We start from the raw sequence: 25596 nt of genomic DNA, 5'->3' as shown, positions 1-25596 counted from the left end.
ACAGACAGCGGACCCAAGCGGCGGATTCGGCTCGCTGCCTGAACCCGTCGTTGCACCCGAGGTTGCACCACTAGGGTCCGGAACCGGACGATCGAAGACGACAACGACGGCCGCACGCGGAACACGACACTGCGCGCGCGGCATGGCAAACGGCATGGCGAACGCCATGCCGGACAGCTTACTACTCGAACGGAAACGCTGCGCGCGAGCGGACGAGGCGGCGCGGAGAACCAAGAAGCCGGGCAGAGGAAGAAGCCGCCGCAGGAGGTCCATGTGGGGCCGATCGGCGAATCAGCGGATCACGGTCACGCAGTCGGAGAGGATCGGCGGCGCGTTCTCGCCGGCCGTCAGGTCATACAGATTGGCGCGCGGACCCTTGGTCCACCACGTATAGCTGCCGGCCTGGTACTTCGCGCCGGACGCCGAGATCGTGTTGACGAACAGCATCGACGTGCCTTTCACCGGCAGCACGGCGAAGCTCTGTCCGTTCTGCGCGTTCCAATAGGTGACCTGCAGGATCTTGCCGGTCGCGCAGGTGTATTTGCGCGTCTGGTGGTTCTTGCCCTCGATGTGCTTGAACTGAAGCGGCGCGGCCGATGCGAAGCCGGAAGATGCCGCCAGCCAGGCCACTACCGATGCGGCCGCCGTCAGGATTGCAACACGCCATGTCTTCATCGAACACCTCGATCGTTGCGGGGGTCAGGCAGGGAAGGCAGACCGGCCGCCACGCCGGTCACGGACGGGTCACAGGCAATTCGTGGACAGCTCGACGACAGTTCAAGGATCGATCACGCCGGCGCACGCATCGGTCGGCGCGGCAGCGACGTGGCCGACGACCGGCACGATCTTCAGTCCCGCCGACGCGATCCGGCACGGCGCGGCCGCGAGCCCGCAGCCGCTGATGCCGGCACACAGCGCGAACACCACACCGAGCGCGCCGGCACGGCCTAGCGCGCCGCGCCACAGATTGCTGCGCGATTCAGGCGCCATACGATCCTCTGCTCCGATTGCTTTGCTTCGATAAGGCAAAACGAAGGCGGCGAGCGCGGCCGTGTGCGTCCCGCACACTGCCACGCCGCGCGGCGCCGCTTATCTGTTACTTGCCCGACACCGGCCGTACCGCCGACGCGGCCTGCTTCGCGCGCGAGCGCGCTTCGTCGATGTTCTCGCCGGTCGCGAGCGCGACGCCCATGCGTCGTTTGACGAAGCTCTCCGGCTTGCCGAACAGGCGCAGATCCGCGTTCGGTACAGCCAACGCCGCGGCGACGCCCTCGAACGCGATGCCAGCCTCGTCGCAGCCACCGTAGATCACCGCCGACGCGCCCGGCGCACGCAGCGAAGTATCCACCGGCAGGCCGAGGATCGCGCGCGCATGCAGTTCGAACTCCGAGAAGCGCTGCGAGCACAGCGTGACGAGTCCGGTGTCGTGCGGACGCGGGCTGACTTCCGAAAACCATACGTCGTCGCCGCGCACGAAAAGTTCCACGCCGAACAGGCCGCGGCCGCCGAGCGCCGCCGTCACCTTGTGCGCGATCTCGCGCGAACGCTCGAGCGCGAGCGGGCTCATCGGCTGCGGCTGCCACGATTCGACATAGTCTCCCGCGACCTGCACGTGGCCGATCGGATCGCAGAAGTACGTGCTGACCGCGCCGCTCGCCGGGTCGATCGCACGCACGGTGAGCTGCGTGATTTCGTATTCGAAGTCGATGAAACCCTCGACGATCACGCGCCCGAAATTCACCCGGCCGCCCGCCATCGCGTACTGCCATGCGGGTTCGACGTCGGCGTCGCGGCGCAATACCGACTGCCCCTTGCCCGACGACGACATCACCGGCTTCACGACACACGGATAGCCGACCTTCGCGATGCCCGCGCGCAGTTCGTCGAGCGAATCGGCGAACGCGTACGGCGAGGTCGCGAGGCCGAGTTCTTCGGCGGCGAGGCGGCGGATGCCTTCGCGGTTCATCGTCAGCTGGGTGGCGCGCGCGGTCGGGATCACCTCGGCGAGCGCCTCGGTCTCGATCGCGGCGAGCTCGTCGGTGGCGATCGCCTCGATTTCAGGGACGATCAGATGCGGGCGCTCCTGCTCGACCAGCGCGCGCAGCGCGGCGCGGTCGGTCATGTCGATCACGTGCGCGCGATGCGCGACCTGATGGCCCGGCGCGTTCGGGTAACGGTCGACGGCGATCACTTCGACGCCCAGCCGTTGCAGCGCGATGATCACTTCCTTGCCGAGCTCGCCGGCGCCGAGCAGCATCACGCGCGTCGCGGATTCAGAAAGGGGCGTGCCGATCCGTTGGCCGATCTGCATGGGAACTCCAGATAAAAGTCGGGATGAGGGTGGGATTGGGTAGACCGCGATGTTAACATGCGGCCCCCTTGCCGCGCGGCGCTGGCGGGTGCGCTCGCGAGGCCATGGCGGTCGATCGGAACCGCGTCCCCGCTTCGATGTTCGCACCCGCGATCACATCGCCGCGTGCATCGCTCGCGCACGACAAGCTTAGTACGTTACCCTTACGCCTTCGCCAGTTTGAACAGGAACGACGCCATGCTCATCCGCTCCCGCCCGCGACGTCTTGCGCGCATCACTCCGTGCCTGCGCACGGCCGTCGCCGCGTTGAGCATCGCCGCGCTGCTCGGTGCCTGCGCGATCCCGAAGCATCCGGACGCGTCGGCGCCGCCGCCCGACCCGTTCAATCCCGCCGCCGCGCAACTGCTCGACGACACCAGCTGGGTGCTGAGCTCGTGGAAGAACGCCGACGGTACCGCACGCGCGGTGCCGGCGCAGGATCAGGGGCCGCTCACGCTGACGCTGTCGACCGAAGGCGGCCAGCGGCACGCGAGCGGCTTTTCCGGCTGCAACCGCTTCATGGGTTCGTACATGCTGAAGGACGGCAAGCTGAGCTTCGGTACCCTCGCCGGCACGCGCAAGGCATGCGTATCGCCGGGCGGCGACATCGAGAAGCCGTTCCTCGCGGCGCTCGAGCGCATCGATCGCACCGGCGTGCAGATGCGGCCGCCGCAGCAGATGCAGCTGATCCTCGACAACGGCGACGCGTTGACGTTCGATCGCAGCGACAAATGATGCGAGCTTGCGCTGCGTTCGCGATCCGCGCCGGCCTTCGAAGCCGCGCGCCGCGCCGTTTAAACTCGACGGGTTGCGCCTCTCGCGCGCTCCGTCATTCGTAGATGTCTGGTATGCACACGGTAGTTTTCGGCTGGTTCGGCGGGTCGGCCGTCTGGTTCATTCCTCTTTTGTGGCGCCTCGTGAAGTCGATGCTGCCGGGCGGTGCGGGTCTGCGCGGCCCCGGCACGATCCGGCTGTGGCTCGGCTTCGTCTGCGTGCTGATCGCGAGCTGCACGCTCGAGGGCTCGCTGATCGGCATTGCCGGCGTCAATGGTTTCGGTCATGCGCTCGCCGCGGGGCTGGGTCATCTGCTCGGCCATATCGGCACGCCGTTCGCGGCACTCGCGCTGCTCGCGATCAGCCTGCCCTGGCTGATCGAGTTCCGCTGGAGCGAGGTCGCCGTCTGGGCCGACGGCGCGTTCGGCCTCGGTCTGTCGCGCGGACTCGCGAAGCGCGACGAGGATGCGCGCCGCCACCGCACCGTCGACGACGGCGCGCCGGCGCATCTTTCACCTGCTACCAACACGATGGCGCCGCGCAACAGCAAGGGTCGCTATGCGCGGCCGACGGTCTGGCGTCCGCCCGCGAGCGGGCGCGCCGCGAGCTCCGCCGCTGCTGCGGGCGCCGCGGCGGCTGGCATCGCGGGTAGCAAGGAGGCTTCCGCCCGTAGTGGTGCCGCAAGCTGGCGCGCCGATGCGGCCGCTGGCGCGGCGCGCGGGCCGGTCAAGCAGATCGAGCCGGTGATGCGCACGGGGTCGGGCGCGTCGCCGCGTCCGGCAGCGTCGACGTCAATGCAGGCGCTGCAGCTCGACAAAGCTGCGGACAGATCCGCCGCTCCGTTCGTGCCAACCGAGCCGGTCGCGCCGGCCGGCTGGCTGCGCACGGCAGAGCCGCGTGCGGCGATGGCGGCGGGATCGCTGGGTGCAACGGGTGCATCGGTCACATCGGCTCGTGATGGCGCGGCGCAGGTCGGCCGGCGCTCGGTCGGCGAACAGCGCTCGACCGCGCCGTTCGGCTCCAGTGCCGCGTTGGCGGCGACGGCCGCCGCCGCGTCCGGCGTGTCGGCGCGAGCGGCACAGGCGATGGCGGGTCGCTCCGCCGCGTCGGGACCCGGAATCGGCATGACGGCGGGATCGATGAATGCCGCGGGCCGCGGCAGCCGTCCGGTGTCGCTGCAGCGTCCGGCCGACGGCAGCGTGCCGCTCAATCGCGGCGCCACTTCGCGTCAACCGTTCCCGGCCGCTGCGCGCGCCAACGGCGTGACATTGCCGTCGACCGTGCGCGGGTCTGTACCGAACTTCACGCGCACGATGGCGAACACGTCGGCGGCTGCGCCGCCCGCGAGCGTCGAGGAAACGCTGCGCAGCATCGCGGAAAACACCGCGCGCTGGACCGACATGGCCGGCGTGAGCCTCGCGCGCAGCCGTGGCGCCGAGAGTGCGAGGATCGGCGATGTGGAGCGTGCGGCAACGGCGTTCGATGCGCCGCCGGCGCAGCGGGACGTGCTGCCTGGCGAAGCCGGCGAGACGGTTGCGGTGGCTCATGCGCCGAGCGCGGAGAGTTCGGCGCGGATGGTGTCGCCGGCGCAGTCGGAGCAAGTAGGCGCACTGGTCGAGTTACCGGCTGAGCGTGCAGAGGCCGAGTACGTGACGCCTGCCGAGGACGGCAACGAAGCGGTTGCGCAATGGCCGACCGAACCACCGGTCATTCATGCGCCGCGTACGGCTGCGATCGGGTCGGTGGCCGACGTGACGGTCGAAGCTGTCGAAACCGAGTTTGTAGAGTCGGTTGCCGTTGCCGAAATGCCGGCCGAAGCCGCGTCTGCGGATCCCGGACCCGCCACGCCCGCAGCTGTCGAGCCGTCGGTATCTGCTGCAAGCGCGCCGCAACATGAGACGCGGACGGCGACGCCGTTCCAGCGCTTCGCAGCCAGCCTGCAGGACGACGCCCAGCACGAAGACGTGCCGGCGATCGAAAGCGATTCGACGCAGACGGCGCCTCAGGTCGACAGCCAGGCGCAAATCGAGGTCACCACCGCGCAAACGACGACGCCCATAGCCACGAACACCCGCATCCCCGCATCGCAGGAGGACGAATCCGCGCGCTCCGCCGAACCAGCCCCCGCCGACACCGCGACGCCGCTGCAAGCGCTGGCGCCGGTCGCCGAAATCGTCATCGACAAAACGCTCGTACCTTGGGAAAGCAAGCTCGGCCCCGCGGCGGCTCAACGCGCTGCGGCGCCGTCGCACTCGCCGCAGTCCGGGACAGCCGCACCGTCGAGCGCAACCATGCCGCCGTGGTCTGGCGCGTCGGCATTGGACGCCGCGGCCGCAAGCACGCTCCCGGACGAGGCCGCAACGCCGCCGACGCACGCAACTCTGCACGCCGTTGCCGTGCCCGCTGCAACAGAACCCGTGACTCCGCAGGCCCCTGCCCTGCACGCGGCGACCGAGCCGGCGAACGCCTCGCCATCGTCAATCTCATCCAGCGCGGCGAACTCCGCCGCGCCGGCATCCGCACCGGCGGTCGTCTCGAACGTAGTCCGTTTCCCAAACTTCGCCGCGCCGGCGGCCGGCAGCGAGCCTCCGGTAGGCGCAAACGCAACGCCCGTCGCGAACCTGCCGGCCACCGAACCGTCGCCCGCTCAGACACTTTCACCCGCGCCGGCACCGCAACCGCAGGCCGAACCCGCGGACCAACCCACCACCGAGCCCGCCGCCCGCGCGCCGATCCGAGGTCACGTGCCGGTCAACGGCTTCGAGTTCCATGCGCCGGCCGCATCGATGGTCGAACTGCCGACGCTCGATCTGCTCGCCCCCGCCGACGCCGACATCGAACCGATCTCGGAGGACAAGCTCCGCGAGACCGGCCAGCTGATCGAGCAGCGCCTGCAGGAATTCAAGGTGCCGGTGACGGTGGTCGGCGCGTCGGCGGGTCCGGTCATCACGCGCTTCGAAGTCGAGCCGGCGCTCGGCGTGCGCGGCAGCCAGATCGTCGGTCTGATGAAGGACCTGTCGCGTGGTCTCGGTCTCACGTCGATCCGCGTGGTCGAAACGATTCCGGGCAAGACCTGCATGGGCCTCGAACTGCCGAACGCGAAGCGTCAGACGATCCGCCTGTCGGAAATTCTCGAAGCAGGCGTCTACCAGAATTCGCACTCGCAATTGACGCTAGCGATGGGCAAGGACATCACCGGACACCCGGTCGTCGCCGATCTCGCGAAGGCGCCGCACATGCTGGTGGCCGGCACGACCGGTTCCGGCAAGTCGGTCGCGATCAACGCGATGATCTGCTCGCTGCTGTTCAAGGCGACGCCCGAGGAAGTGCGCCTGATCATGATCGACCCGAAGATGCTCGAGCTTTCGGTCTACGAAGGCATTCCGCATCTGCTCGCGCCGGTCGTCACCGACATGAAGCTCGCGGCCAACGCGCTGAACTGGTGCGTCGGCGAAATGGAGAAGCGCTACCGGCTGATGTCGGCGGTCGGCGTGCGCAATCTCGCGGGCTTCAACCAGAAGATCCGCGACACCGAGGCGAAGGGCAAGAAGCTCGGCAACCCGTTCTCGCTGACGCCCGATGCACCCGAGCCGCTCGCGCCGCTGCCGCTGATCGTCGTCGTGATCGACGAGCTCGCCGACCTGATGATGGTCGCCGGCAAGAAGATCGAGGAACTGATCGCGCGGCTCGCGCAGAAGGCGCGTGCGGCCGGCATCCACCTGATCCTCGCGACGCAGCGGCCATCCGTCGACGTGATCACCGGTCTCATCAAGGCGAACATTCCGACGCGCGTCGCGTTCCAGGTGTCGTCGAAGATCGACTCGCGCACGATTCTCGACCAGATGGGCGCCGAGTCGCTGCTCGGCCAGGGCGACATGCTGTTCCTGCCGCCGGGCACCGGCTACCCGCAGCGCGTGCACGGCGCGTTCGTCGCCGACGAGGAAGTGCATGCGATCGTCGAGTATCTGAAGCAGTTCGGCGAGCCGCAATACGAGGAAGGCATTCTCGACGGCCCGGCCGCCGACGGCGGCGCGGCCCAGGACCTGTTCGGCGAGGCGCCGGATGCGGAAGCCGATCCGCTGTACGACGAAGCGGTCGCGTTCGTCGTGCGCACGCGGCGCGCGTCGATTTCGTCGGTGCAACGGCAATTGCGGATTGGCTATAACCGCGCGGCGCGGCTCGTCGAGCAAATGGAGACAGCCGGACTCGTGTCGGCGATGAGCATCAACGGCAGCCGCGAAGTGCTGGCGCCGGGGCCGGCGGAATGAGCGCCCGGCGCAGCGGCGAGACGGGTCGTGATTGACACGACGACAAGCCAGCCGCCACGGATGAAAAAGACGGACAGCCTCACGACGTGAGCTGTCCGTTTTTATTTACCCGCGCGTGCCGCGCATCACGACGGTGATACCAGCTTGAAATCCACCGGTGAGCCGAGTTCGAAGTGCTGCTTCGGATTCGGATCGAGCAGCCCCGTCTGCGGATCGCGCTTGAACACATAGACCGTGTCGCTCAACTGATTGCCGACGATCAGCCAGTTGCCGGTCGGATCGATGGTGAACTCGCGCGGCGATTTGCCGAGGCTCGACTGCCGGCCGATCTGTTTCAGATGCCCATTGGCGGGATCGACCGAGAAGATCACGATTTCGTTCGCGTCGCCACGATTGGACGCATACACGAAGCGTCCATCCGGCGACATATGGATCGCCGCCGCGCCCACTTTTCCCTTGAAGCCGGGCTCGCTCATTGGCAGCGTCTGCACGAGCTTCAGCCTGCCGTCGTGGTAATCGAACGTGCTGACGGTCGCCGCGAGTTCGCTCGTCAGATACGCGTGCCTGCCGTCCGCGCTGAAAACGAGGTGGCGCGGACCCGTGCCGGCCTTCTGCTGCGCGTAGCCCCAGTCCGTCGCGACGAATGGGCCCGCGCCGGCGCTGCTCAGCGGTGCGTAGCGGTACGAGTACAGCTTGTCGGCGCCGAGGTCCTGCGAGAACAGATAGCGGCCGTCCGGCGAGAACACGGTCGAATGCACGTGCGAGTTGTCCTGCCGCCCTTTCACCGGACCGCCGCCCTCGTGATACACGGTCTGCACCGAAGTGCCGACCTGGCCGTTGCCCTGCAGCGGAAACACCGCGAAGCTGCCGCCCGGATCGGGCGCGACCGAATAGTTCGCGGTCAGCAGAAACTTGCCGTCCGGCGAGATGCTCAGGTAGCACGGATCATTGCCATCGGACGACACCTTGTTCAGGAACGTCAGCCGCCCGCGCGCGGCATCGAAGCCGAACGCGCTGATGCCGCCGCGCTGCGTGGCCGGGCCGTCGTCGCCGGGCAGCTCGTTGACCGAATAGACGAAGCGGCGGTCGCGGCTCACCACGAGATAGGACGGATTGACCGTCTGCGCGACCGACACCTGGGTCGCTGCTCCAGTCTTCGTATCGAATCGAAAGACGTAGATGCCCTCGCTCTTGCCGCCGGTGTATGTACCGACCAGCATCGTATAGACCCCGTCCGCGGGGGCCGGGCCAGAATCTTGCGAATACGCGTGCGAAGCAACAATCGAAACCATGAGCACGAAACCTCTTATTATCGAATGGGTGGCCCGCAACGGCGCTGGCCGCCTCGCGCGCCGCACGGTGCTTTGCGCCGTGCAATCCGCGGCAGAGGAAGCGGCGTGATCAGCGCCATGCGGACGGGAACACTGATCGGCAACACCGGCAAGAACAGAAGTAAAAACGGAAGTCGGCACTGGGCGCACGGCAGCAGGCCCAACGCCACGGCGACTGTGAAGCATGAGACCTCCTCGACATCGGTTGTCTGGTACGGGCTCGCGTACGAGCCGGGGTACGAACGGTGGTAACGGTGTCTGGTCTGCCGCGCCGCGAATCGAGCGTCGTTCCGCGTTGTTGTTGTCGAAGTGAGTATAAGAGCGTTACGTCGGATCATGCAGTGAATCCGCCGCTGCCGCGCGGCCTGCGACAGCGGCTTTGGTCTCGCGCGCCGGGGCTTTTTTCAATCGTTTTCTCAATCGCGCATCACGCGTCTCAACCACGGAGTCTCCATGAACGTCACTCTCAGTCTGGGCCCGCTCGTTTCGCTGATCGCCGGCATCCTGATCCTGGTCATGCCGCGCCTGTTGAACTACATCGTCGCGCTTTACCTGATCATCATCGGCATCATCGGCATCTTCGGTGTGGGCTCGTCGCATCTGTGAGCGACAGGCGGCGCGATGCCGGGCGCAAGCGTTGCGTCCGGTATCGAGGTGGATTCGCACGAAGGGAAAGTTCGCGGGAATGCCCGCGCCACTCGCAAATGCGAAAGCGAGGCAAATGTCACGTCGTGACATACGCGGGCAGAGACATCGCGCGCAGATGGTTGCGCGCGACCGCACCGCGCCACACGAACCATCGACGTGTCGCGACGCAGCACAAAGTAGGGATACGGAATGCGAAGGCGCGCTATGAAGTAATGCGTCGACTGCGCGGCGCGGAGATACGAGGAACCTGCGCTACGAACGCCCGACGCTAGCTGTCAACCGTTCGCCAGCTGGTCGAGCCGCAGCCGCCCCTGCAGCGACAGCGCGCCGACCGCATAATGGTCGGCATTCTGCTGATAGCGCCGGAAGCAGGCCCGCTCGACCAGAAAGGACGCGGCGGCCAGCATACCGTTGCGGCTCAGGCCGAGCCGGTCATGGTCGAGTGGCAACATGGAGTCGCCGGCAAGCTGGCTGGCGGCCGAGAGAATCGTGATGCAATCGGATTTCGAAGGGTTCAGCATGGCTTTCGTCCTCGGAAACGGCGTCTGCATACGCCATGAGCAAGGCCAATTAGCAGTCCGGCAAGTCGCCGAACATCGGCATGAAGTTTGATTGTATGCATGGATTTGACAATTTTCCAACCAGCGTTTTGCCGCAGTGTGCGGTGAACCAAACAATGCTGATCGTAGTCCGGTAATAACACCCACTCGAAGCGCGGCTGCTGTCGCCGTCCGTAATAACGACTCGTTTTCCGACACGCTTTCCATGCCTGCACACATCGAAGACTACGCACTCATCGGCGACGGCCATACCGCCGCGCTCATCTCCCGCGAGGGTTCCATCGACTGGCTCTGCTGGCCGCGCTTCGACTCGGGCGCCTGCTTCGCCGCGCTGCTCGGCACGCCCGGGAACGGCCGCTGGCTGATCACCCCCGCCACCCAGGGCGAGGACGCCGCGCCGACCACCACGCGGCGCTATCGCGGCGAAACGCTGATCCTCGAAACCGACTTCGAAACGCCCGACGGCGCCGTCACGCTGATCGATTTCATGCCGCCCGGCAACGGCTGGTCGGAACTGATCCGCATCGTCGTCGGCAAGCGCGGCACCGTGCGCATGAAGATGGAACTGGTGCTGCGCTTCGACTACGGCTTTTCGATTCCGTGGGTCGACAAGCTCGAGCACGACAGCGGCATCAAGGCGATCGTCGGCCCCGACAACGCGGTGCTGCGCACACCGGTCGAGCTGCGCGGCGAAGACATGAAGACCGTCGCGGAATTCACCGTGACCGAAGGCGAGCGCGTGCCGTTCTCGCTCTCGTACGCGGCATCGCATCTGCGCATTCCGCCCGCGCGCGATCCGCACACGGCGCTCGCGCGCACCGAGAACCACTGGCTCGAATGGGCGGCGCGCGGCACCGTCGAAGGACGCTGGGCCGAGCCGATCCGCCGCTCGCTGATCACGCTGCGCGCGCTCGCCTACGAGCCGACCGGCGGCATCGTCGCGGCGCCCACCACGTCGCTGCCCGAGCAGCTCGGCGGCACGCGCAACTGGGACTACCGCTACTGCTGGCTGCGCGACGCGACCATCACGCTGCTCGCGATGATGCGCGGCGGCTACTACGACGAAGCGCGCGCCTGGCGCAGCTGGCTCGGCCGCGTGATGGCGGGCGCGCCGGACCAGTTGCAGATCATGTACGGCATCGGCGGCGAGCGGCGCCTGCCCGAATCCGAAATCGACTGGCTGCCAGGCTACGAGGGCGCGAAACCGGTGCGCATCGGCAACAACGCGGTCGGGCAGCGTCAGCTCGACGTCTACGGCGAAGTGATGAACGCGCTGCATCTCGCGCGCGTCGGCGGCCTGCAGGCCGATGTCACCGCGTGGAGCGTGCAGTGCGCGATGCTCGAGCATCTGACCACGATCTGGCGCGAACCCGACGAGGGCATCTGGGAGACGCGCGGCGGCCGCCAGCATTTCACGTTCTCGAAGGTGATGGCCTGGGTCGCGTTCGACCGCGCGATTCGCTCGGCCGAAATGTTCAAGCTCGACGGCCCGCTCGACGACTGGCGCGCGACGCGCGACACGATCCACGCCGAAGTCTGCGAGAAGGCGTGGAATCCGCAGCTCAACGCGTTCTCGCAGTTCTACGGCAGCGACCAGCTCGACGCGAGCGTGCTGCTGATGCCGCTGGTCGGCTTCTTGCGGCCGCAGGACCCGCGCATCAAGGGGACCGTCGAGGCGATCGAGCGGGATCTGATGCACGGCGGCTTCGTGATGCGCTACCGCACCACCGAATTCGACGACGGCTTGCCGCCAGGCGAAGGCACCTTTCTTGCGTGTTCGTTCTGGATGGTGGATAACCTCGCGCTGCAGGGGCGCGTGCAGGAAGCAATCGAAATGTACGAGCGGCTGCTGGCGCTGTGCAACGACGTCGGCCTGCTATCCGAGGAGTATGATCCGGCTGCGCAACGGCTGGTCGGCAACTTTCCGCAGGCGTTTTCGCACGTGGCGCTGGTGCACACCGGCCTGAACCTGATGAAGCACGAGCAGGAAATGGCGCAGGCGACCGGCCATCCTGTGCATAACGGCATCCACGCGATGGAGCTTGAGGTTCAGGCAAGCCCTGATAGCGGCGGAGCAGCATCGCCTCTAGCATGACGCCGTGACAGTTTGCGTACACTGAATGCGAGAATTGTTGCATTGCACAAATTTGCTTTGTTCGATATTATCGAATCCGACTGTCGGCCAACAACAATGTGCCCACAACCACAATGGCCCGCCGCAACGCCTCACGCGTGTTTGCGAAGCCCAATGCGAACCGCTTAAAACGGAGCAAACATGCTCTATCAATTTCACGAATTCCAGCGGGCGATGTTGAGCCCCCTCACCGCCTGGGCTCAGGCCGCATCGAAGTCATTTGCGAATCCGGCCAGTCCGTTAGCCTATGTGCCGGGCGCCACGCGCCTTTCCGCCGGCTACGAACTGCTCTACCGGCTCGGCAAGGATTACGAAAAGCCCGAGTTCAACATTCACCAGATTGTCAAAGACGGACATAACATTCCGATCGTCGAGCAGACGTTCATCGAGAAGCCGTTCTGCCGTCTGATGCGCTTCAAGCGCTTCGCGGACGACAGCGACGCTGTCAACCAATTGAAAGACGAGCCGGTCGTGCTCGTCTGCGCACCGTTGTCAGGACACCACGCCACGCTGCTGCGCGACACCGTGCGCACGTTGCTGCAAGACCACAAGGTCTACATCACCGACTGGATCGACGCGCGCATGGTGCCGTTCGAGGCCGGCGAGTTCGGTCTGAACGACTACATCGCGTATATCCAGGAATTCATTCGCCATATCGGCGCGAAGAATCTGCACGTGATCTCGGTATGCCAGCCGACCGTGCCGGTGCTCGCCGCCATTTCGCTGCTTGCGAGCCGCGGCGAGGACACGCCGCGCACGATGACGATGATGGGCGGGCCGATCGACGCACGAAAGAGCCCGACTTCGGTCAATTCGCTTGCCACGCAGCACTCGTACGAGTGGTTCGAGAACAACGTGATCTTCACGGTGCCGCCGAACTATCCGGGCGCGGGCCGCAAGGTCTATCCGGGCTTCCTGCAGCACACCGGTTTCGTCGCGATGAATCCGGAGCGTCACGCGGCGTCGCATTGGGATTACTACCAGAGCCTGCTGCGCGGCGACGAAGACGACGCCGAAGCGCACCGTCGCTTCTACGACGAGTACAACGCGGTGCTCGACATGGACGCCGACTACTACCTCGACACGATCCGCGTCGTATTCCAGGAATTCCGTCTTGCCGAGGGCACCTGGGTCGTCAACGGCGAGCCGGTGCGGCCGCAGGACATCAAGACGACCGCGCTGTTTACGATCGAAGGCGAGCTCGACGACATTTCCGGCGACGGCCAGACCTACGCCGCGCACGACCTGTGCAGCGGCATTCCGACGAAGAACAAGCGTCACTTCACCGCGGAAAAATGCGGCCACTACGGCATTTTCTCGGGCCGCCGCTGGCGCACGATCATTTACCCGCAATTGCGCGACTTCATTCTCGAGCACAACAAGGCAGCAAGGCCGACGAAAGAAAAAGTCGAAGCCTGAGCATTAAACTTGCAATAGCATTTAAAAAGCCAACGGTCTCCTTCGAGGCCGTTGGCTTTTCTATCGTGCTTTGTTCGTGATACTGATCTTTTACCGCATCAACATCGCGGCACCGGCCGTTACTTTCTCAACAGATACGCGAGCAGCAATTCGGTATTCATCTGGATCACCTCGCTGCGTTCGGCGGCGCTGCTGAAATCGCGGCCGAGCGTCGCCTCGAGCGTGAAACGGTTCGATACGATGTAGTAGCCCATGCCCGACAGCGTGACGTAAAAGCGCAGCGGGTCGACGTTGGTGCGAAACAGCCCCGCGCGTTGCCCACGTTCGAGAATGCCGCCGAGCGTGGCGACGATCGGCGAGATCATTTCACGTATCCGCGTCGACTTCTGCATATAGCGTGCTTCATGCAGATTCTCGTTGTTGATGAGTCGCAGCAACTCGGGATGATCGCGGTAGTAGTCCCACACGAAATGCGCGAGACGCGTAACCGCCTCGACCGGCGCGATTCCATTGAGTTCGAGCGTACGTTCCGCTTCGTTGAGCGCGCTGAACGCGTGCTCGAGTACCGCGGTGAATAGCTGCTCCTTGCTACCGAAGTAGTAATAGAGCATCCGTTCATTGGTTTCCGCGCGACGGGCGATCTGATCGACTCGCGCGCCGAACAGTCCTCCATTTGCAAACTCTTCCGCCGCCGCAAGCAGAATGCGGCGCCTCGTGCCTTCAGGATCTCTTTTGATTTTCGGCTGATTCATGGTGGCATCGTCTTCGTGAGCCGCGTTATCCGGATCGCGCCGCCGGCCTCTCCTCGAGCCTTTTCGTGGCGGCGTTTAGCGGGCGCGTCGTGGTTGGGAAACACACCCTTTTCTGCGGTCTTTCGAATGAAGCGCTTCGATTATGGCACATGGATTGCGAATGGCAATCCGGGAAATCGGCGATAATGTGGCATTTAGTTCAGGTCGTGCGATCGCACGGCAAACCCCCGCGCCGTAACCGTGACACACGTCAAAACACTCGCGGATCGCATCGAAGATCTGCTGCCCCAAACGCAATGCACGAAGTGCGGTTATCCCGCATGCCGTCCGTATGCCGAAGCCGTCGCCAGCGGCGAGGCGAACTATAACCAGTGCCCGCCTGGCGGTGCCGAGGGCATCGCGCGTCTTGCCACGCTGCTCGGCAAACCGGTGATTCCGCTCAATTCCGCCAATGGCATCGAACGTCCGCGTCCGTTGGCGGTTATCGACGAACAGGTGTGTATCGGCTGCACGCTGTGCATGCAGGCGTGTCCGGTCGACGCGATAGTTGGCGCACCGAAACAGATGCACACCGTGATCGCCGAGCTATGCACCGGTTGCGACCTGTGCGTGCCGCCCTGTCCGGTCGACTGCATCGCGATGCTGCCCATGACCGGCGAGGCTACCGGCTGGGACGCCTGGAACCAGAGCCTGGCCGACGCGGCGCGGGCGCGTCACAACCGCCACGAGACCCGTCTCGCGCGCGAGCGCGACGCCGCCGAAGCGCGTGCTGCGGCGCGGCGAGCCGCGAGCGCGAGCGTGCCGACGGCTGCGCCGGGCGCGGTGCCGGCCGCCGGCGCAACAGCGCCGTCCGACATCTCTGCCGCCCCGGTTGCGGACGATGCCGCGGCGAAGAAGCGCGCGATCATCCAGGCCGCGCTCGAACGCGCGCGCCAGAAGAAGGAAGAGCTGGCCGCGAAAGGCCAGGGACCGCTGAATACGGAGAACGTCAGCGCCGACGTGCAGGCACAGATCGACGCCGCCGAAGCGCGCCGCCACCGTCTCGGTCTTGCCAGCGGCGAGAATACGCGCGGCTTAGAGCAATCGTCCAACGAGTCCAGCGAGTCGAAGCCGCCGTCCAACTCGCCGCCGACCGCGCGCTGAGCACGCCGGCGCAGCCCGCCCACCCCACACGGACCCGCTCCGCATGAACGCGAACAAACGCCGCGCGATCTACGAAACGCTCCAGAGCCTGAATCCGCATCCGACCACCGAGCTCGAGTACACGACGCCGTTCGAACTGCTGATCGCGGTGCTGCTGTCGGCGCAGGCGACCGACGTGTCGGTCAACAAGGCGATGCGCAGGATGTTCCCGGTCGCGAACACGCCGCAGAAGGTGTTCGACCTCGGCGAGGAAGGTGTCGCGAGCTACATCAAGACGATCGGTCTGTATCGCACGAAGGCGAAGAACGTGATCGCGACCTGCCGCATCCTGCTCGACCGGTATGGCGGCGAGGTGCCCGAAGATCGCGAGGCGCTCGAAGGACTGCCGGGCGTCGGCCGCAAGACCGCCAACGTGATTTTGAACACCGCGTTCGGCCATCCGACCATCGCGGTCGACACGCACATTTTCCGCGTCGCCAACCGCACCGGCCTCGCGCCCGGCAAGGACGTGCGCGCGGTCGAAGCGGCCCTCGAAAAATTCACGCCCGCCGAGTTCAGACAGGATGCGCATCACTGGCTGATCCTGCATGGGCGCTACGTGTGCAAGGCGCGGCGCCCCGAATGCTGGCATTGCGTGATCGAGCCGCTGTGCGAGTTCCGGCCGAAGACGCCGCCTCCCGATCTCTAAGCTTAGACCAGGTCAAACCCCGAGCTCGAAGCCCGAGGCTGAGGCCACCGTCTGCAGCCCGCGCGGCCGCCGCGTAAAATAACGGTTTCGCGCAGTGCGCACTGCGTACACGCACCGACGCGCTCCGCACGCGCCCCACTCCCACGCACCGGTTCCACGATGTTCAATCCCAGCCGCGACGAAGTTCGCCTCTTTTTCACCGACACTTGGCGCAAACAGCGCCAGGGCGAGATTCTGACACCGCTCGAGGCGATCGCCGCCGACTGGATCGTCGAGCATCCGGAATATCACGCCGACCTCTCAGACGGCCCCGCCGCCCAGGCGCAGGACTATTCGCCGGAGCGCGGCCAGACCAATCCTTTCCTGCACCTGTCGATGCATCTGGCGATCTCCGAGCAGTTGTCGATCGACCAGCCGCCCGGCATTCGCGCCGCGCACGACCGGCTCGCCGCGCGCCTCGGCTCGACGCACGAGGCGCAGCACGCGATCATGGACTGTCTCGGCGAGACCATCTGGGAAGCGCAGCGCACCGGCACGCCACCGGACACGGACGCGTATCTGCAGCGCATCGAACGGCGCGCGACACGCGACTAAAGCGCGACTGAAGCGACTGGCGCGGATCACAAGCCCAGCGCCGCGCCACCCGCGGCACGCCCGGGTACGATGCCGCAAAGCAAAACACCCCGCCGAGGCGGGGTGTTTTGCTTTTGAAGCTTTGGCGCGAAAAACCGCGGCCGACGCTTACTTCTTCTGCACGAGGTCGCCGTCCAGCGATTCGACGTAAGCGGCGATGTCCTTCATATCGCTCAGCGACAGGCTCTGCACCTGTGCCTGCATGATCGCGTTGTTGCGGCCGAAGTGCGGGTTGCCCGTGCCCATCTGGTACTGACGCAGCGCCCAGAACACGTAGTCAGCGTGCTGACCGGCCAGCTTCGGATACTCCGGGCTCACCGGCTTGTTCAGGTTGATACCGTGGCAGGCCGAGCAGTTGTGGCTCTCGGCGAGCACCTTGCCGTTGCCGGCGTCGGCCGCGTGCGCCGCGTTGGCCATGGCCAGACCGATTACCGCCGCCGCGCCGACCGCCTTGAATACCGTGTGGAGTGCCTGTTGGGGCTTGATCATGAAATCTCCTATCCCGCGAATTGGATGTGCTGGTGACCGACGCCGATCACTTGTCGGGATTGTTTTTCGAAGCGGCATTTTGCGCTGCGTAGTACGCGGCGACGTCGGCAATGTCCTGATCCGACAGCGTCACCGCGATCGCGTGCATCGTGTCGAAATGGCGGTCGCCCTTCTTGTAGGCGTGCAGCGCGTTTTCGAGGTACTGCTGATTCTGGCCGCCGAGCTTCGGCACGCGGAAAACCTCTGGGTAAGCCGTGCGGTATTCAGGGATGCCGTGGCAGCCGATACACATCGCGACCTTGCCCTGGCCCGCCTTGGCGTTGCCTACGACATCCGCTGCCTGCGCACTGGCCACATACCCCGCAAGCACCGACAGCGCTGCGATCACGACGTGTTTGCCGACGAATTTATTCATAGATGTAACCTGGCTTGAGGGGAAACGGGTGCCCACAAAGGCAGCGGTCCGCGCCGTTCTTCTTGTAGGGTAGCCACGCAGGCCAAAAAAATCGGGCTCATTGTACCGCGACGCCGCGCCGAACGTCCACCAGACACGGGGGCCGCGCAACGCCCACCGGGACGGGCCCCACGCCGTGCCTGCGGCGGCTTCGCAACACCGTCGCCGCGGCACCATGGCAACGCCGTCGCGCCACCACAGCGGCACCATCGCCGCATCACGGCGCGGCTGACACCATACGTGAGCGGGATTCAGGCCAACAGGCCTTCTGACTTATACTGGGTTTTTTCAGCACAAGAGCATCTCGCCATGCGTTTCGAAGGCTCATCGCAGTACGTCGCCACCGACGACCTCAAGCTCGCGGTCAATGCCGCGATGACGCTCCGGCGTCCGCTGCTGATCAAGGGCGAACCCGGCACCGGCAAGACCATGCTCGCCGAGGAAGTCGCCGCCGCGCTCGGTATGCCGCTCTTGCAATGGCACATCAAGTCGACCACCAAGGCGCAGCAGGGGCTGTACGAATACGACGCGGTGTCGCGTCTGCGCGATTCGCAGCTCGGCGACGAGCGCGTGAAGGACATCCGCAACTACATCGTCAAGGGCGTGCTGTGGCAGGCGTTCGAATCGGACGAGCAGAGCGTGCTGCTGATCGACGAGATCGACAAGGCCGACATCGAATTCCCGAACGACCTGCTGCGCGAACTCGACCGCATGGAGTTCTACGTGTACGAGACGCGCGAGCTGGTGCGCGCGAAGCATCGCCCGCTCGTGATCATCACGTCGAACAACGAGAAGGAGTTGCCCGACGCGTTCCTGCGCCGCTGCTTCTTCCACTACATCAAGTTTCCCGATGCGACGACGATGCAGCAGATCGTCGACGTGCACTACCCGGGCATCAAGAAGGAACTGCTCGCCGCGGCGCTGCAGAGCTTCTTCGAACTGCGCAACGTCGCGGGGCTGAAGAAGAAGCCGTCCACGTCCGAACTGCTCGACTGGCTCAAGCTGCTGCTCGCCGAAGACATTCCGCCCGAAGCACTGCGCTCGGCCGATCAGAAGCAGATCGTGCCGCCGCTGCACGGCGCGCTGCTGAAGAACGAACAGGACGTGAGCCTGTTCGAGCGGCTGCTGTTCATGAACCGCAACAACCGTTGAGCGGGCGAGCCGCAGGACATCCAGCATGCTGATCGACTTCTTCTACTCGCTGCGCGCCGCCAGACTGCCGGTCTCGGTGAAGGAATACCTGACGCTGCTCGAAGCGCTGAAGGCCAATGTGATCGCGCCGTCGCTCGACGAGTTTTACTACCTGTCGCGCATCACGCTCGTGAAGGACGAACAGTACTTCGACAAGTTCGACCAGGCGTTCGGCGCCTTTTTCAACGGTGTCGCGGCGACCTCCGAACTCGGGTTCGACATCCCGCTGGACTGGCTGAAGAAGAAGCTGCAACGCGATCTGTCGCCCGAGGAAAAGGCGCAGATCGAGGCGATGGGCGGCATCGACAAGCTGATGGAGCGCCTGAAGGAACTGTTCGACGAGCAGAAGGAGCGCCACCAGGGCGGCAACAAATGGATCGGCACGGGCGGCACGTCGCCGTTCGGTAACGGCGGCTATAACCCCGAGGGCGTGCGCATCGGCGGGGACGCGGCCGGCAATCGCACGGCCGTCAAGGTCTGGGAAGCGCGCGCGTATCGCGACTACGACGACCAGGTCGAAATCGGCACGCGCAACATCAAGGTGGCGCTGCGGCGCTTGCGCCGTTTCGCCCGCGAAGGCGCCGCGGAAGAGCTCGACCTGCCCGACACGATCCGTAGCACCGCCGCGAATGCCGGCTGGCTCGATCTGAAGATGGTGCCCGAGCGGCACAACAACGTGAAAGTGCTGATGCTGCTCGACGTCGGCGGCTCGATGGACGATCACGTGAAGCGCACCGAAGAGCTGTTCTCCGCCGCGAAGGCCGAGTTCAAGCACCTCGAGTTCTACTACTTCCACAACTGCGTGTACGACTTCCTGTGGAAGAACAACCGCCGCCGCCACGCCGAGCGCACCCCGACGTGGGACGTGCTGCACAAGTTCACGCCCGACTACAAGCTGATCTTCGTCGGCGACGCGACGATGAGCCCGTACGAAGTGTTGCAGCCGGGCGGCTCGGTCGAGTACAACAATGCCGAGGCCGGCGCGGTGTGGCTGCGCCGGCTCGCCGATCATTTCCCGCACTTCGCGTGGCTGAACCCCGAACCGGAAGCGCTATGGCCGTATCGGCAGTCGGTCAGCGCGATCCGCGAAGTGCTGGGCCACCGCATGTATCCGCTGACGCTCGCGGGCCTGGAGACGGCCATGCGGGTGCTGAGCAAGTAACGCCCGCCGTTCCAGCCTCCACGTCCTGACGCTTCAACTTCCACAACAACAAAGTCTTCGCATGAGTTCGTCCCCGTCTCCCCAGTTGTCCCCCGCCACCACGTCGCAGCGGCGCTTCAATCCGCTCGCCGATACGTCGCTGTCGACGATCGTCGCCGGCTTCGTCGCCGCGATGACCGGCTATACGAGCTCGCTCGTGCTGATGTTCCAGGCGGGCCAGGCCGCGCATCTGAGCGACGCGCAGATTTCCTCGTGGATCTGGGCGCTGTCGATCGGCATGGGCCTCTGCACGATCGGCCTGTCGCTGCGCTTTCGCGCGCCGATCGTGATCGCGTGGTCGACGCCGGGTGCGGCGCTGCTGGTGTCGTCGCTGCCGCATGTCGAATACGCGCAGGCGATCGGCGCGTTCATCTTCTGCGCGGCGCTGCTGACGCTGGTCGGCATCACCGGCTGGTTCGACGCGCTGATGAAGCGAATTCCGTCCGGCCTCGCAGCAGCGCTGCTCGCGGGCATCCTGTTCGAGATCGGCATCGAGATTTTCCGCGCCGCGCAGTTCCAGACCGCGCTCGTGCTGACGATGTTCTTCACCTACCTGATCGTCAAACGGTTCGTGCCGCGTTACGCGATTCCGACCACTCTCGTGGCCGGCACGGCCGCCGCCGGCGGCCTCGGCCTGCTCGATTTCAGCCACTTTCACGTCGCGCTCGCGCATCCGGTGCTGACGATGCCGTCGTTTTCGGTGGCGGCGTGCGTGAGCATCGGGATTCCGCTGTTCGTGGTCGCGATGGCCTCGCAGAACGTCCCCGGCATCGCGGTGCTGCGCGCCGACGGCTATACGACCCCGTCCGCGCCGCTGATCGCGACGACCGGCGTCGCGTCGCTGCTGCTCGCGCCGTTCGGCTCGCACGGCATCAATCTTGCGGCGATCACGGCGGCGATCTGCACCGGCCCCGAGGCGCACGAAAACCCCGCGAGGCGCTACACGGCGGCCGTATGGGGCGGCATTTTCTATCTGCTCGCGGGGGTGTTCGGCGCGACGATCGCCGCGCTGTTCGCGGCGTTCCCGAAGGAGCTGGTCGTATCCGTCGCGGCGCTCGCGCTGTTCGGCTCGATCATGAGCGGGCTCGCCAATGCGATGCAGGACACCCGGCAGCGCGAGGCGGCGCTCGTCACGTTCATGGTAACCGCCTCGGGGCTCACGCTGCTGTCGATCGGCTCGGCGTTCTGGGGGCTGGTCGCCGGCGTGGTGACGCAAGTCGTGCTGAACGCGCGGCGCACGTGAACGAATCGCCGCGCGCTGGTGTCGATAGCCGGTGTTCGCACCGTCCCCGGCGATCCGCCATAGAATAGATGTATCCGGCAGCGTTTCCCGGCGCCATCGCGGGACGCGCTGCGGCTTGACCCGCGGCCGCCGGCGCCGGCTGATTCCTCTGCTTTGTCCAGCCGGCGCGGCGGCGTCCTCATTTCTCCTGAACCATCGCGCACACGCGCCTTGAAGGCCCGAACATGACAACCGCACTCGACCAACTGAAGCAATACACCACCGTGGTGGCCGACACTGGAGACTTCCAGCAGCTCGCGCAGTACAAGCCGCGCGACGCGACCACCAATCCGTCGCTGATTCTGAAGGCCGTGCAGAAAGACGACTACCGGCCGCTGCTCGAAAAGACCGTGAAGGCGCATGCGTCGAAGCCGGTCGGTGCGATCATCGACCAGCTGCTGATCGCGTTCGGCACCGAAATCCTGCAGATCATCCCGGGGCGGGTGTCGACCGAGGTCGACGCGCGCCTGTCGTTCGACATCGAAGGCTCGATCGCCAAAGGCCGCGAGCTGATCGCGCTGTACAAGGAACACGGCATCGAGCGCGACCGCGTGCTGATCAAGCTCGCGTCGACGTGGGAAGGCGTGCGCGCGGCCGAAGTGCTGCAGAAGGATGGCATCCACTGCAACATGACGCTGCTGTTCTCGCTCGCGCAAGCGGCGGCCTGCGCCGAAGCCGGCGCGCAGCTGATCTCGCCGTTCGTCGGCCGCATCTACGACTGGTACAAGAAGAGCGCCGGCAGCGCGTGGGACGAAGCGAAAGACGGCGGCGCCAACGATCCGGGCGTCAAGTCGGTGCGCCGCATCTACGGGTACTACAAGAAGTTCGGCTACAAGACCGAGGTGATGGGCGCGAGCTTCCGTTCGACCTCGCAGATTCTGGAACTGGCCGGCTGCGATCTGCTGACGATCAGCCCCGACCTGCTGCAGAAGCTGCAAGACAGCACCGACAAGATCGAGCGCAAGCTGTCGCCGGAGGCATCGCACGATGCGGACATCGAGCGCGTGCCGGTCGACGAGAAGTCGTTCCGCTTCCTCGTCAACGAAGACGCGATGGCGACCGAGAAGCTCGCCGAAGGTATCCGCACGTTCGCCGCGGACGCGGTGAAGCTGGAAAAGCTGATCGACACGCTGCGCTGAGGTGCCGCAGGCGGCGGGCGTCACTTGCTGAGTGACGCTCACGCTCGCTGCGCTCATCCGCGCAAAAGCCATCCATGACAGGCGGCGCTGAATCTCACGATGCAGCGCCGCTTCCCGTTTACACCGTGCCGCCGCTGACGACATAGCGTCACAATCGACGCGCCGCCGCCGACTACAATCGACTCCACGCCCCTCCCCGCCTGCGCTGGCGAGGAACGATGGCGCCCGCTCAACGCCTGCCCCAGGAGACGATCATGTACGTTCAGCCCTACGTGTTCTTCAACGGCCGTTGCCAGGAAGCGCTCGACTACTACACCGACAAGCTCGGCGCCCAGGTGACCTTCAAGATGCTGTTCAAGGATGCGCCACCCGACGCGCACAACCCGCCGCGCCCCGAACTCGCCGACAAGATCATGCACGCGAACGTGCAGTTGGGCTCGAGCACGTGGATGGCTTCCGACGGCAACTGCGATCCGGCGGCCGGCCCGTTCAATGGCTTCAGCCTGTCGCTGACCGTCGAAGACGGCGCGTCGGCGGAAAAATGCTTCAACGCGCTCGCCGATGGCGGCCAGGTCGTGATGCCGTTCCAGCAAACGTTCTGGAGCAAGGGCTTCGGCATGGTGGTGGACCGCTTCGGCCTGATGTGGATGATCACGCTGCCGCCGCAGGTTTGAGGCTCAGGGGCCCGCGCCGGCCCCACCACCTAGCCACCACGCGTCGCCCGCTCGTGCCGCTCGATATTCCAGTTCGGCTCGGTCTCCAGCAAGATCGCGCGCAACCGGTCCACCTGCTCCGCGAGCCGCTGACCGAGCCAGTACGGCCCCTGCCAGTCGGGCGACAACGCGGTGGCCACGTCGCCATGCCCCTTTGCGAGCGGTGCCGCGGACGGAATGCCGAAGCGCGACGGACGGCCAAACCGCAGCCCGCGCGCGGTGGACAGCAGGATCGCCCGCACGGCGCGCACCTCGGTGCCGCAATACGTCGCATATGCGGTGCGCGCGGCGGCGTCGGCGTTCATCAGCGGGCCCGTCGCCAGCAGTTCGAGCGAACTGAGCACCGAGCGATGCAGCCGCTGGATCTCTTCGAGCTTCGTCTGCGGCACGTCGATTTCCTTCGCGACCGACGGCATCAGCGAGCGCAGTTGCACGAGCCGCTTGTTGATCTGCAGGAAGTGCTTGACCTGCTCCTCCTCGGGGACCGTCTCGCCGCCGAGCAGCCGCGCGTAGATGCCCGCGCATTCGCGCAGATTGGCCGCGAGTCCGTAGCGCCACGAATACGTCGCATGCAGCGGAAACGCGAACGAAAACGCCAGCGCGATCACGATACCGATCAGCACGTTCAGCGTGCGCCACAGCCCGACGTCGATCAGATTGTCGCCGTGTCCCGCGACGATGCACATCGTGATCGCGGTCAGCAGCCCGATATACCCGGACGAGCCAATCGCGAACCACGCGCAGATCGACGCGATGATCGCCATCAGCACATAGGTGAGCGGCAGCGAGCCGATGAAGTTCTGCTGCACGATCAGCAGGAGGCCGATCGATGCGCCGAGCAGCGTGCCGGCCGCGCGTTCGGCCGCTTTCTTGCGGATATTGCCGTGATGCTGCAGGCCGCCGATCACGACCAGCAGCGTCACCGATGACCAGATGCCGTGCGGGATATCGATGCCGGTCGTCGCGAGAATCGACGTAAGCATCGCGAGGCCGACCCGCAAGCTATGCAGCACCTTCGCGTGGCGGTAGCGGTAATACGGCGAAGTGAACGCGCGCACCATCCTGCTGAGCGCCGCGCGGCGGGAGATCACGGTGGGGGTATCGGCAGCAGCCATGGCGGCGCGCGGCGAACGCGTGAAAGGACGGTTCCGCTATCCTGCCCTGGAGTGCCCCGATCGGCATAGGGGGCAGCCATTGGGCTGCGCCCCTGCCACACCACCCGGCATGCGGGTCCGCACCGGGCGGTTCGGGAAGTTGAGGTCATGAGAGACGGGGCAAGCCCAACCGGTCGAACCACGCCACCGTGAACAGGCCGCTCAGCAGCCTGCCGCTGTTGCGCCACCAGCGACGGCCGTTGGCCGCCACCCGTCGCGCCACATCGACCGCGGCGCCCATCGCGCGCAGTTCGCGGTAGATGGTCGGACCGCGGCGCCATTGTTTAAGCTGGATGACACGCAACCGGTGACGCATCCACTTGTCCAGCTCACGCCAGACCTTCGGTGTCTGCGCCAGACGGAAGTACGCCTTCCAGCCCAGCAGGTACGCGCGTACCTGTTGCACCACTTCCCGCAGGCTGCGCCCGCATGAACGAGCGCTCAGTTCCCGGATACGTTGCCGGAACGTCGCCAGCGGTTTGTCCGCCACGCGGCGCTTGACCTCGCGCCCGGGTGCCCCCCAGAAGCTGTAGCCCAGGAACTTGCGTCCAAACACGCTGGCCACTGCGCTTTTGGCCTCGTTGACCTTCAGCCGCAAGCGTCCGTACAGACGACGCAGCAGCGCCATTACCCGTTCGCCCGCACGGCGGCTGCGAACGTAGACATTCGCATCGTCGGCATAGCGCGCGAAGCAGTGGCCTCGCCGCTCCAGTTCCCTGTCCACCTCATCGAGCAACACGTTGGCCAGCAACGGCGATAGCGGCCCGCCTTGCGGCGTGCCCTGTTCGCGCTGCTGAACCATGCCGCCATCCATGATGCCGCTGTTCAGATACGCCCGGATCAGCCGGATTACCCCGGCGTCCCCGATACGTTTCTGTAGACGGTCGATCAGAATGTCGTGGTTGACCCGGTCGAAGAACTTCTCCAGATCAACGTCCACTACCACTCGCCGGCCCGACTGCACGTACGACTGCGCGGCCAACACCGCGTCGTGTGCACGCCGTCCAGGCCGGAAGCCGTAGCTGTTCTCGCTGAAGCCAGGGTCCAGAACCGGTTGCAGCACCTGCAGCAGCGCCTGCTGGATCAGCCGGTCCGTCACCGTCGGGATGCCAAGCTCCCGCTCGCCTCCGTCCGGTTTCGGGATCGTCACCCGCCGTACCGGACTGGGCCGGTACGTCCCCTTCAGCAACTGTTCACGGATCGCCGGCCACGCCGTCACCAGATGGCGCGACGTCTGGTCAATGTCCAGACCGTCCACGCCAGCGGCTCCCTT

At 65.7% G+C, this 25596-nt stretch carries 23 protein-coding genes; 13 read left to right on the top strand and 10 right to left on the bottom strand.

The window, feature by feature from the left end:
• Positions 1-291: 291 nt before the first annotated feature.
• The 3 genes from EVC45_RS18860 to purT all read right to left on the bottom strand — a co-directional run bounded on the left by EVC45_RS18860 (position 292) and on the right by purT (position 2311).
• On the bottom strand, positions 292-675 hold the full coding sequence (locus EVC45_RS18860; protein ID WP_129959523.1) for an MliC family protein: 384 nt from the start codon (positions 673-675) through the stop codon (positions 292-294).
• 102 nt (positions 676-777) lie between these two features.
• Positions 778-990 carry a DUF6726 family protein gene (locus EVC45_RS18855; RefSeq protein WP_129959521.1) on the bottom strand — a complete coding sequence of 71 codons (213 nt, stop codon included), beginning with the start codon at positions 988-990 and terminating at the stop codon, positions 778-780.
• Positions 991-1096: 106 nt separating this feature from the next.
• The gene (gene purT, locus EVC45_RS18850) at positions 1097-2311 is read right to left on the bottom strand and encodes a formate-dependent phosphoribosylglycinamide formyltransferase (protein WP_129959519.1); all 1215 of its coding nucleotides are present in this window, start codon (positions 2309-2311) and stop codon (positions 1097-1099) included.
• A gap of 237 nt (positions 2312-2548) precedes the next feature.
• Between purT and EVC45_RS18845 the strand changes: the two genes are divergently transcribed.
• Together EVC45_RS18845 and EVC45_RS18840 are read left to right on the top strand one after the other, a co-directional pair.
• Entirely contained in the window at positions 2549-3085 is a 537-nt protein-coding gene (locus EVC45_RS18845; RefSeq protein ID WP_129959517.1) for an META domain-containing protein, read from the top strand.
• Positions 3086-3198: 113 nt separating this feature from the next.
• Positions 3199-7392 carry a DNA translocase FtsK gene (locus tag EVC45_RS18840; RefSeq protein ID WP_129959515.1) on the top strand — a complete coding sequence of 1398 codons (4194 nt, stop codon included), beginning with the start codon at positions 3199-3201 and terminating at the stop codon, positions 7390-7392.
• Between the two features lie 125 nt (positions 7393-7517).
• Here the strand turns inward: EVC45_RS18840 and EVC45_RS18835 are convergent, their stop codons facing one another.
• Positions 7518-8684, bottom strand: coding sequence for a lactonase family protein (locus EVC45_RS18835; RefSeq protein ID WP_129959513.1), 1167 nt, complete (start codon positions 8682-8684; stop codon positions 7518-7520).
• A gap of 492 nt (positions 8685-9176) precedes the next feature.
• Here EVC45_RS18835 and EVC45_RS18830 point away from each other — a divergent pair, with 492 nt between their 5' ends.
• Entirely contained in the window at positions 9177-9329 is a 153-nt protein-coding gene (locus tag EVC45_RS18830) for a DUF3096 domain-containing protein (protein ID WP_082194614.1), read from the top strand.
• Between the two features lie 317 nt (positions 9330-9646).
• Here EVC45_RS18830 and EVC45_RS18825 read toward each other — a convergent pair whose 3' ends face one another.
• Entirely contained in the window at positions 9647-9892 is a 246-nt protein-coding gene (locus EVC45_RS18825) for a hypothetical protein (protein ID WP_129959511.1), read from the bottom strand.
• A gap of 244 nt (positions 9893-10136) precedes the next feature.
• On the opposite strand from EVC45_RS18825, the gene EVC45_RS18820 reads away from it, so the two are divergent.
• Positions 10137-12026: a glycoside hydrolase family 15 protein gene (locus tag EVC45_RS18820; protein WP_129959509.1), complete on the top strand. Its 1890-nt coding sequence runs from the start codon at positions 10137-10139 to the stop codon at positions 12024-12026.
• 180 nt (positions 12027-12206) lie between these two features.
• On the top strand, positions 12207-13484 hold the full coding sequence (locus EVC45_RS18815; RefSeq protein ID WP_129959507.1) for a polyhydroxyalkanoate depolymerase: 1278 nt from the start codon (positions 12207-12209) through the stop codon (positions 13482-13484).
• Between the two features lie 119 nt (positions 13485-13603).
• On the opposite strand, the gene EVC45_RS18810 is transcribed toward EVC45_RS18815, so the two are convergent.
• Complete coding sequence (locus EVC45_RS18810; protein ID WP_129959505.1) at positions 13604-14236, bottom strand: TetR/AcrR family transcriptional regulator; 633 nt, start codon at positions 14234-14236, stop codon at positions 13604-13606.
• 240 nt (positions 14237-14476) lie between these two features.
• Here EVC45_RS18810 and rsxB point away from each other — a divergent pair, with 240 nt between their 5' ends.
• The 3 genes from rsxB to EVC45_RS18795 all read left to right on the top strand — a co-directional run bounded on the left by rsxB (position 14477) and on the right by EVC45_RS18795 (position 16661).
• Positions 14477-15379, top strand: coding sequence for an electron transport complex subunit RsxB (rsxB, locus tag EVC45_RS18805; RefSeq protein ID WP_129959503.1), 903 nt, complete (start codon positions 14477-14479; stop codon positions 15377-15379).
• 43 nt (positions 15380-15422) lie between these two features.
• Complete coding sequence (gene nth, locus EVC45_RS18800; protein ID WP_129959501.1) at positions 15423-16067, top strand: endonuclease III; 645 nt, start codon at positions 15423-15425, stop codon at positions 16065-16067.
• Positions 16068-16226: 159 nt separating this feature from the next.
• A complete protein-coding gene (locus EVC45_RS18795) occupies positions 16227-16661 on the top strand; it encodes a DUF1841 family protein (protein WP_129959499.1) in 435 nt (144 codons plus the stop codon).
• A 147-nt stretch (positions 16662-16808) separates the two neighbouring features.
• On the opposite strand, the gene EVC45_RS18790 is transcribed toward EVC45_RS18795, so the two are convergent.
• Together EVC45_RS18790 and EVC45_RS18785 are read right to left on the bottom strand one after the other, a co-directional pair.
• Complete coding sequence (locus EVC45_RS18790) at positions 16809-17189, bottom strand: c-type cytochrome (protein ID WP_129959497.1); 381 nt, start codon at positions 17187-17189, stop codon at positions 16809-16811.
• A gap of 46 nt (positions 17190-17235) precedes the next feature.
• The gene (locus tag EVC45_RS18785) at positions 17236-17604 is read right to left on the bottom strand and encodes a c-type cytochrome (protein ID WP_129959495.1); all 369 of its coding nucleotides are present in this window, start codon (positions 17602-17604) and stop codon (positions 17236-17238) included.
• A gap of 348 nt (positions 17605-17952) precedes the next feature.
• Between EVC45_RS18785 and EVC45_RS18780 the strand changes: the two genes are divergently transcribed.
• The 5 genes from EVC45_RS18780 to EVC45_RS18760 all read left to right on the top strand — a co-directional run bounded on the left by EVC45_RS18780 (position 17953) and on the right by EVC45_RS18760 (position 23130).
• On the top strand, positions 17953-18795 hold the full coding sequence (locus EVC45_RS18780; protein WP_129959493.1) for a MoxR family ATPase: 843 nt from the start codon (positions 17953-17955) through the stop codon (positions 18793-18795).
• A 25-nt stretch (positions 18796-18820) separates the two neighbouring features.
• A complete protein-coding gene (locus EVC45_RS18775; protein WP_129959492.1) occupies positions 18821-19996 on the top strand; it encodes a VWA domain-containing protein in 1176 nt (391 codons plus the stop codon).
• Between the two features lie 61 nt (positions 19997-20057).
• The gene (locus EVC45_RS18770; protein ID WP_129959490.1) at positions 20058-21278 is read left to right on the top strand and encodes a benzoate/H(+) symporter BenE family transporter; all 1221 of its coding nucleotides are present in this window, start codon (positions 20058-20060) and stop codon (positions 21276-21278) included.
• A 224-nt stretch (positions 21279-21502) separates the two neighbouring features.
• Positions 21503-22456 carry a transaldolase gene (gene tal, locus EVC45_RS18765; protein WP_129959488.1) on the top strand — a complete coding sequence of 318 codons (954 nt, stop codon included), beginning with the start codon at positions 21503-21505 and terminating at the stop codon, positions 22454-22456.
• Positions 22457-22710: 254 nt separating this feature from the next.
• Entirely contained in the window at positions 22711-23130 is a 420-nt protein-coding gene (locus EVC45_RS18760) for a VOC family protein (protein ID WP_129959486.1), read from the top strand.
• A gap of 29 nt (positions 23131-23159) precedes the next feature.
• Here EVC45_RS18760 and EVC45_RS18755 read toward each other — a convergent pair whose 3' ends face one another.
• Together EVC45_RS18755 and ltrA are read right to left on the bottom strand one after the other, a co-directional pair.
• Positions 23160-24284 (bottom strand): FUSC family protein, encoded by a 1125-nt coding sequence (locus EVC45_RS18755; protein WP_211193438.1) that lies wholly within the window; start codon positions 24282-24284, stop codon positions 23160-23162.
• Between the two features lie 145 nt (positions 24285-24429).
• Positions 24430-25596 (bottom strand): group II intron reverse transcriptase/maturase (gene ltrA / locus EVC45_RS18745; protein WP_129959480.1); only part of this gene is annotated, 1167 nt, incomplete at its 5' end.

The sequence above is a fragment of the Paraburkholderia sp. UYCP14C genome (genome assembly GCF_004197395.1).
In the GTDB taxonomy this organism is placed as follows: domain Bacteria; phylum Pseudomonadota; class Gammaproteobacteria; order Burkholderiales; family Burkholderiaceae; genus Paraburkholderia.
Note: the sequence above shows the minus strand (reverse complement) of the source record. Positions and strands in the feature narration are given on the sequence as shown.